This is a genomic window from Chryseobacterium sp. 2TAF14 (genome assembly GCF_052115105.1).
Classification (GTDB): Bacteria; Bacteroidota; Bacteroidia; order Flavobacteriales; family Weeksellaceae; genus Chryseobacterium.
Genome location: NZ_JBFRGA010000007.1, coordinates 25085 through 31593 on the forward strand (window position 1 = coordinate 25085; position 6509 = coordinate 31593).

The 6509-nt window shown below is 36.2% G+C and carries 6 protein-coding genes; 1 reads left to right on the forward strand and 5 read right to left on the reverse strand.

Annotated features, from left to right (window positions below; all coding sequences use genetic code 11):
• Positions 1 to 93 precede the first annotated feature (93 nt).
• On the reverse strand, positions 94 to 1566 hold the full coding sequence (locus tag AB4Y90_RS02120; RefSeq protein ID WP_441555624.1) for an OmpA family protein: 1473 nt from the start codon (positions 1564 to 1566) through the stop codon (positions 94 to 96).
• A gap of 77 nt (positions 1567 to 1643) precedes the next feature.
• Positions 1644 to 2102, reverse strand: coding sequence for an SsrA-binding protein SmpB (gene smpB / locus AB4Y90_RS02125; RefSeq protein WP_441555625.1), 459 nt, complete (start codon positions 2100 to 2102; stop codon positions 1644 to 1646).
• A gap of 118 nt (positions 2103 to 2220) precedes the next feature.
• Between smpB and AB4Y90_RS02130 the strand changes: the two genes are divergently transcribed.
• Entirely contained in the window at positions 2221 to 3843 is a 1623-nt protein-coding gene (locus tag AB4Y90_RS02130) for an ABC-F family ATP-binding cassette domain-containing protein (protein ID WP_441555626.1), read from the forward strand.
• Positions 3844 to 3913: 70 nt separating this feature from the next.
• Here the strand turns inward: AB4Y90_RS02130 and AB4Y90_RS02135 are convergent, their stop codons facing one another.
• From AB4Y90_RS02135 to AB4Y90_RS02145, 3 genes are all read right to left on the reverse strand, one after another.
• Entirely contained in the window at positions 3914 to 4729 is an 816-nt protein-coding gene (locus AB4Y90_RS02135) for a M48 family metalloprotease (protein WP_441555627.1), read from the reverse strand.
• Positions 4730 to 4831: 102 nt separating this feature from the next.
• Positions 4832 to 5647 carry a ferritin-like domain-containing protein gene (locus AB4Y90_RS02140; RefSeq protein ID WP_441555628.1) on the reverse strand — a complete coding sequence of 272 codons (816 nt, stop codon included), beginning with the start codon at positions 5645 to 5647 and terminating at the stop codon, positions 4832 to 4834.
• 19 nt (positions 5648 to 5666) lie between these two features.
• Entirely contained in the window at positions 5667 to 6377 is a 711-nt protein-coding gene (locus AB4Y90_RS02145) for a ferritin-like domain-containing protein (RefSeq protein ID WP_441555629.1), read from the reverse strand.
• Positions 6378 to 6509: the final 132 nt, after the last annotated feature.

A 6509-nucleotide genomic window follows, 5' to 3' on the forward strand; every position in this document is an offset into this window, starting at 1 on the left:
TTTATAATTTAAATTTTGACAAAATTAATTAAAATCAACAACAAAAAAAATACCCCCAGAAACCTGGAGGTATTTATTATTTAGAAAAATTAATTATTTTCTTCTTTTTGTAGCTTTCTTCTTAGGAGTAGCAGGCATATCAGATTTTTTGTAAGTATCCCACTCTGCACCAGAGATTGCTCTTACAACTACTTTTCTATCTGCTTGTCTTTCAGCATCAGAAGCAGTTTCTGGAACTTGTGCGTCTTGCTCACCAATACCGATTGATTTCAATACAGCAGGATTTACACCTCTAGCTTCTAAAGCAGCAACTACTGAAGCAGCTCTTTGTCTAGATAAGTTCAAGTTATAAGCTTCACTACCTTTCTTATCAGTAGAACCTACGATAACAAAGTTTTGAGCTGGAGCATCTTTAATGATTTTTGCAGCAGTATCTAATTTTCCACTAGACTCTTTTCTAATTGTAGCTTTGTTGAAGTCAAATAAAAGATCTTTAAATTCTCTAGTGATAACTTCTTCAATTGGTGGCTCTACAACTGGAGGAGGACATCCGTTATGTTCTGGAACACCAGGAACTGTAGGACATGCATCATCTTTATCTAAAATACCGTCACCGTCTGTATCTGGCCAAGGACAACCGTTGTTTTCTGCAGGACCTGCAACTGATGGACACGCATCATCTTTGTCGATAATACCGTCACCATCTGTATCTGGCCAAGGACAACCACCGTTTTCAACCGGACCAGCAACATCTGGACACTGATCATCTTTATCTGGAACTCCATCACCGTCTGTATCAGGACATCCTTGGAATTCTGGTAAACCTGGTGTATCTGGACATAAATCGTCTTTATCTAAGATACCATCCTTATCTCTGTCTCTGTTTCCGAATCTAAAGTTCAAAGAAGCAGAAGCTTGCCAGAAGTTAGCATAGTTAGCTTTATCACCTGGAGTAGAAACATAATCACCTTGTACACCTAAACCGAAGTTTTTAGTTAACCAGAAGTTAACACCTGCACCAGCAGCAACTGTAAAGTGATTTGCTTTACCCATTTCCATACCATCTTCTCCATTAGAAGTCATTTCTGCAGGATTTCCGTTAATGAAAGTTTGTCTAGGGAATGAAAGAGAAGTGTAATCATGTCTTAAATAGTTTGCACCTACTCTCAAGTAAGGATCAAACCAAGACTCTTCGTCCCAAATTAAACCAGCAGCTTTAGCTTGGAAACCAAGACCAGTCATCAACATAAACTCTTTACCCATGTTAAGTCTCTTGTTCTCAACATTTCCAACAGTAGTTTGCCAATCAATAACTAAACCTTTACCAATGTTTCTAGCAACTGTTAACTTAGAAAGAGGTGGTGTAATAGAAAAATTGTTCACATTGAACATATTCTTCGTCAAATTAGTAGCAGAAAACGTGTTACTGAAATTACCACGCTGTGCTGTATGGTTTTCCGCATGAGCACCAACTCCGATCATCCACGGATTGTTGGTAGTCTGAGCGAAAACAGTAGAGGCAACCGTAAGCGCCAATGCTGAAATTCCTAATTTTAGATTTTTCATAGAATTAAATGATTAAATAATTGATATTGCAAAATAAATATAATTTTTCTTTATAAACAAAGTTTTCAGGATGATTTTTAACTTTTCTTTAATATTCTATCGAGGTTTCGTTTGTTTTCTCTATCTTTTATAGCTTCTCTTTTATCAAAGAGTTTTTTACCTCTTCCCAGTGCTATAAGAATTTTAGCCTTCCCTCCGTCATTAATATAAAGTTTCAACGGGACTATCGTATTCCCTGCATCCTTAAGTTTTTTTTCAAATTTTAACAATTCTCTTTTATGCAAGAGCAACTTCCGTTCCCTTTTTGTTTTATGATTATAAAAAGTACCCAACTTATACTCGTCGATCATCATATTAATTATATACAATTCACCATCGATGAATTGGCAAAAAGCTTCTGTAATAGAGGCTTTAGAAGAACGCAAAGATTTGATCTCGGTTCCGGTCAATACCATCCCTGCCTCTATCTCTTCGAGAATTTCATATTCAAATCTAGCTCTTTTATTAAGTATCTTGACTGTTTTTTCAATCTTCATTATGTTAAATTTTGTTATTAAATATACAAAATTTGCTTTCATATAAAAACTTGAGTATTACATTATTATAATTTACCCAAATTCTTTTCGTAATTTTGCGCCAAATTTACAAAACTATATGTTAACAGTATCTAATTTATCTTTACAATTCGGGAAAAGAGTTCTTTTTGACGAGGTAAACATTATGTTTACCAAAGGAAACTGCTACGGAATCATCGGAGCAAATGGAGCAGGAAAGTCTACATTTCTTAAAATATTAACAGGAAAACAAGACCCAACTACAGGACACGTATCTTTAGAACCTGGAAAAAGAATGTCTGTTTTAGAGCAGGATCACTTTGCTTACGATCAATATACGGTACTTGAAGCGGTTTTAAGAGGTAATAAAAAATTATTTGAAATAAAAGAAGAGATGGATGCCCTTTATGCAAAGGAAGACTTCTCTGACGAAGACGGAATTAAAGCTGGTGAACTTGGTGTAGTGTATGATGAAATGGGTGGATGGAACTCTGAATCTGATGCGCAAACTATGCTTTCAAATGTTGGTATCAAAGATGATATGCACTGGCAAATGATGGGCGAGCTGGAGAATAAAGACAAAGTAAAAGTTCTTTTGGCTCAAGCGCTTTTCGGAAATCCTGATGTATTGATTCTGGATGAACCTACGAACGACCTTGATATTGAAACTATTTCCTGGTTGGAAGATTTCCTTGCAGATTATGAAAACACGGTAATTGTTGTATCTCACGACCGTCACTTCTTGGATACGGTTTGTACACACATCGGTGATTTAGATTATGCCAAATTAAACCTTTACACCGGTAACTACTCTTTCTGGTATCAGGCTTCTCAGTTGGCTACAAGACAAAGAGCTCAGGCAAACAAAAAAGCGGAAGAGAAGAAGAAAGAACTTCAGGATTTCATCGCGAGATTTAGTTCAAACGTTGCAAAAGCTAAACAGGCAACTGCAAGAAAAAAAATGATCGACAAATTAAACATCGATGATATCAAGCCTTCTTCTAGAAGATATCCTGCAATCATTTTTGAAATGGAAAGAGAGGTTGGAGATCAGATTTTAGATATAAAAGGTCTTGAAAAAACAAAAGACGGAGAATTGTTGTTTTCTAATATAGATTTAAATCTAAAAAAAGGTGATAAAGTTGCTGTTTTGTCTAAAAACTCTTTAGCAATTACAGAATTTTTCGAAATTTTGGCAGGAAATTCTCAGCAAGACAAAGGAACTTTTGCTTGGGGAGTTACGACCAACCAATCTCATATGCCTTTAGATAATACAGAATTCTTTAAGGAAGATATCAACTTGGTTGACTGGTTGAGACAATTTACCAAAAACGACGAAGAACGCCATGAAGAGTTTATGAGAGGATTCTTAGGAAGAATGCTTTTCTCTGGTGATGAAGCTTTAAAATCTTGTAAAGTACTTTCAGGAGGTGAAAAAATGAGATGTATGTTCAGCAGAATGATGCTTCAGAAAGCAAACGTTCTTTTATTAGACGAGCCTACAAACCACTTAGATCTTGAAAGTATCACGACTTTGAACAACTCATTGTCAAACTTCAAAGGAAACCTTTTATTGGCGTCTCATGACCACGAAATGCTTTCAACTGTCTGTAACAGAATCATCGAATTGACTCCAAACGGAATCATCGACAGAGAAATGACTTACGACGAATATCTTGCTGATAAAAAGATTAAAGAATTAAGAGAAAAAATGTACGCTTAATTAGAACTCGTATATTAAAATCAAAAAATCCTCAAATAACTTGAGGATTTTTTTGATATCTGATTTAAATTTATCTTGTCAATTTTGTTTTAGGCAAAGTTACTGTTCCCGGATCTTTCCATAACCCGTCTTTTTCAGCACGCTTTTTCACAGCTTCTGCTCTTTTATTGCTATCCGGATGTGAGTTAAACATTTTCTGAAATCCAGACTGCGCCGTTCCTCCTTCAGACAATAAAGCCAATTTTTTAAATGCTGTATAAGCTCCCACAACATTATATCCGTTTGCTTTCATAAAATCATAAGAATACGTATCCGCTTGAGATTCCTGTTTTTTACTGTGCGAAGCATCCAAAAATGCATTTGCCATTTTGCCAACCTGGCTTTCATTTAAATTTGCAACCGTAGATGAAGCTGATGAAGCCGCATCTAAAGCAGCAGCTTTCAGATATGCCGATTTGATAGCATCTTTTGTATCTTCATTTTTAACGTGACCGATTTCATGGCCGATTACTGCCAATAATTCATCATCCGTCATAATATCCATTAGCGAAGAAAAAACGCGAACACTTCCATCTGCACAAGCAAATGCATTGATATCTTTTACTTTATAAACTTTATAGTTTAAGCTTAAACCGTCCTGAGATTTGTGTTTACCAAAAAGCTTATTCAATCTTATTGTATAAGGATCTTTCGGGCCTGCAACCGGGTTATTCTTATCCATATAATCAACCGATTCTTTAGATAATTTTATGGCATCTGCGTTGGAGAATGATAAAGCCGAAGCTCCTTTAGAGACAACACCTGCAGCTTTTCCGAGGTTGATTTTCTGAGCCTGAATGCCCGTGACAGCACTTATCAAAAGTGCAGAAATTAAGATTTTTTTCATATTAAATAATTTGTGCTGTGAAGATAATATTTTTCATTAAAATAAAATCCTTTTCCGGAGACATTCCGAAAAAGGATTTTTTAATATTAAAAAAGAAATTATTTAAACAATAAATAAGCCTGCAATTGCAGCAGCATCAGAACCGCTGAGAACCTCATCATAAGCTGCAGATCCGGCTGCAGCTCCAAAAGTCGCCGCTGTATTAAATCCGGCTTGCAGTGTAACACCTTCTCCAGCGTAAACCGGGTTTGTTGCGGGAGGCATACTTCCACCATCCGCCAATTCTATCCAGCCTTTATTTGACCGCATTCTTCGCACTTGGGAAGCATGCCTTGCTTCCACAGAATGGATTTGCAAAGCAGCCTGAAGCACTGTTTTATTAGACATCACATTTCCTGCCTGTCCTTTATAAGCTCGCACTCCTGTATCTTCAAAAGCCTGCGCCAAAATCAAAAACTGCTGATAATTGGTGAATGGCGTAAAATTTCCACCCGCCGTAAAGTCGAAAGTAGGCTTTGCTCCAGGAGTTTCCCCTAACGAAGTTAATGTAGATTTTAAAAATGCAACGTGAGCTGTTTCGTGTTTAGAAATCTGCATAAAAACGGTACGGTCTGCTGTAGGAATTAAAGTTCCGGTATTGAGGCCGATTCTGTAATATTCATCTTCTAAATATTCCAGTGTTAATGCCAGTTGAAGAGCATCCGTTAAGGCGCTTTTCATTGTTGATCCGGGAATATTGTCATTAAAAGTTTCTGCTTTTGCAGTAGTGGTCATTAATCCCGCCAAACCTAATGGCAGAGCTGCAACCGCAGCTTTTTTTCCGAAAGCCGAAATATCTGAAAGCGATCCTGATCTTGATGTTTGTCTTGTAAAAAAAGAATCGTCTGAAAGTCTATCTAATAATTTAAGAATATTCATAATAATAGATTTAAGTTGGTTAGTTAATGCCTTGTTCTTTCCAGGTAAATGGAGTTTTTATAAATCCTCCTGCTGCCATTACAATGTCTTTTGGCTCTTTTGCGACGTCAAGTCCGTTTGCATTGATAACATCATCGCCTGAAAATGCTGCAGTTCCCGGATTAATTAAATCTCTGATTGCCGAAGCATGCCTTGCTTCAACAGAAACAATTTTTCCCGCAATAACAAGATATGCAGGATTTGAAATATACTTTCCGGCTGCATTATACGCTGCAACACCGGTATCTTCTAAGGCTTTTGCGGTAGCTAAAACAGAATTTCTGTCATTAAAATTAACATTTGGATATTGGAACTCTAAAGCAGGCAAAACATTATCTGTTACACCCGAAATTGCAGCTTTGAAAAAATCACGGTGAATAACTTCATGATGGTAAAGATCTGTAAAAACTTCTTTTTCGGCATTTGAAATTCCAGAATAGAAATTATTGACAACTTTGGTGTAAAAATCTGCTTCCAGCTGCTCGAGAGCGTAGGCATAATTGAGAACTCCTACATCACCTTTTCCTAAATCGAAAATTCCGTTGTTTTGCATATAGTCAAAATTATCGTCATCGCAGCCTATCAGTGTAAGACCGGCAACGGCAATACCAATGCCGCTCAGTTTTAGAAAGTTTCTTCTGCTGGTATCCAGAGTCGCTCCCTGGTTAGAAACCTGAATTGTTTTTTTCATAATATAATTTTTTAAATGGGTTTAGTATTTAAAATCATCTACGAGACTTAACAACATCTTGGTTTTAATAAATTGTAAAAAATTTTAAAATCTGTTAAAAATTTAATCAAGATATTTAAATTACATTAACAA